The organism is Candidatus Planktophila sp. (assembly GCF_040402315.1).
Taxonomy (GTDB): Bacteria; Actinomycetota; Actinomycetes; order Nanopelagicales; family Nanopelagicaceae; genus Planktophila.
In genome coordinates this window covers 2,842-3,968 of the sequence record NZ_JBBAMU010000037.1, presented here as the reverse complement: position 1 = coordinate 3,968, position 1,127 = coordinate 2,842, and the positions used below count along the sequence as shown (strand labels likewise).

Here is a 1,127-nt window from a genome sequence, read left to right as displayed (position 1 = left end):
GCATCTACCGGAGCATTTGAAGCAGCAGAGCTACGAGATGGCGATAAGAAGCGCTATCTGGGTAAAGGTGTTCTGAAGGCAATTGATTTTGTTAACAATGAAATCGCACCAGAAATCGAAGGCTATGACTCACAAGATCAGCGCCTGATTGATTCAGAGATGATCGCACTCGATGGCACTCCCAATAAGTCACGCTTAGGTGCGAATGCAATTCTTGGAGTTTCACTTGCTGTTGCAAAAGCTTCAGCTGAATCTTCACATCTCTCACTCTTTCGTTACGTGGGCGGACCAAATGCCCATGTGCTCCCAGTACCAATGATGAACATCCTCAATGGCGGAGCACATGCTGATACCAACGTTGATATCCAAGAATTTATGATTGCTCCCATTGGCGCAGAGACATTCCGCGAATCACTTCGTTGGGGCGCTGAGATTTATCACGCACTCAAAGCAGTACTTAAAAAGCGTGGACTTGCAACCTCCGTTGGCGATGAAGGTGGATTTGCGCCCAACCTTGATAGCAATCGCGCAGCCCTTGATCTCATCCTTGAAGCAATCACAGCAGCAGGCTTTAAACCAGGTAAAGAGATTGCACTGGCAATGGACGTGGCGGCAACAGAGTTTCACGAGAACGGTAAGTACAAGTTCGAAGGCTCACTTCGCACATCCGATGAAATGATTGCTTACTACGAAGAGCTTGTGAGCGCCTACCCAATTGTTTCTATTGAAGATCCACTGGATGAAGAAGACTGGGCAGGCTGGAAGTCAATGACAACATCGCTTGGCGCAAAGATTCAGATTGTGGGAGATGACCTATTTGTTACCAACCCTGTGCGTCTGGCTAAGGGAATTGATACAAATACAGCTAACGCCCTGCTGGTCAAGGTAAATCAGATTGGAACTCTAACCGAAACTCTGGATGCAGTAGATCTGGCACATCGTGCTAACTACAGCAGCATGATGTCTCACCGTTCAGGTGAAACCGAAGATACAACCATTGCAGATTTAGCTGTTGCCACAAACTGTGGCCAGATCAAGACTGGTGCTCCGTCTCGCACAGAGCGCGTTGCTAAGTACAACCAACTTCTTCGCATTGAAGAGGAACTTTCTGATGGTGCGGTCTATGC

The 1,127-nt window shown here is 47.7% G+C and carries 1 protein-coding gene; it reads left to right on the top strand.

All coding sequences use genetic code 11. The annotated features are described in order from the left end of the window. Positions 1 to 1,127: phosphopyruvate hydratase (gene eno / locus AC9UEP_RS05440; RefSeq protein ID WP_509544832.1), on the top strand; the 1,127-nt coding region annotated here is incomplete at both ends.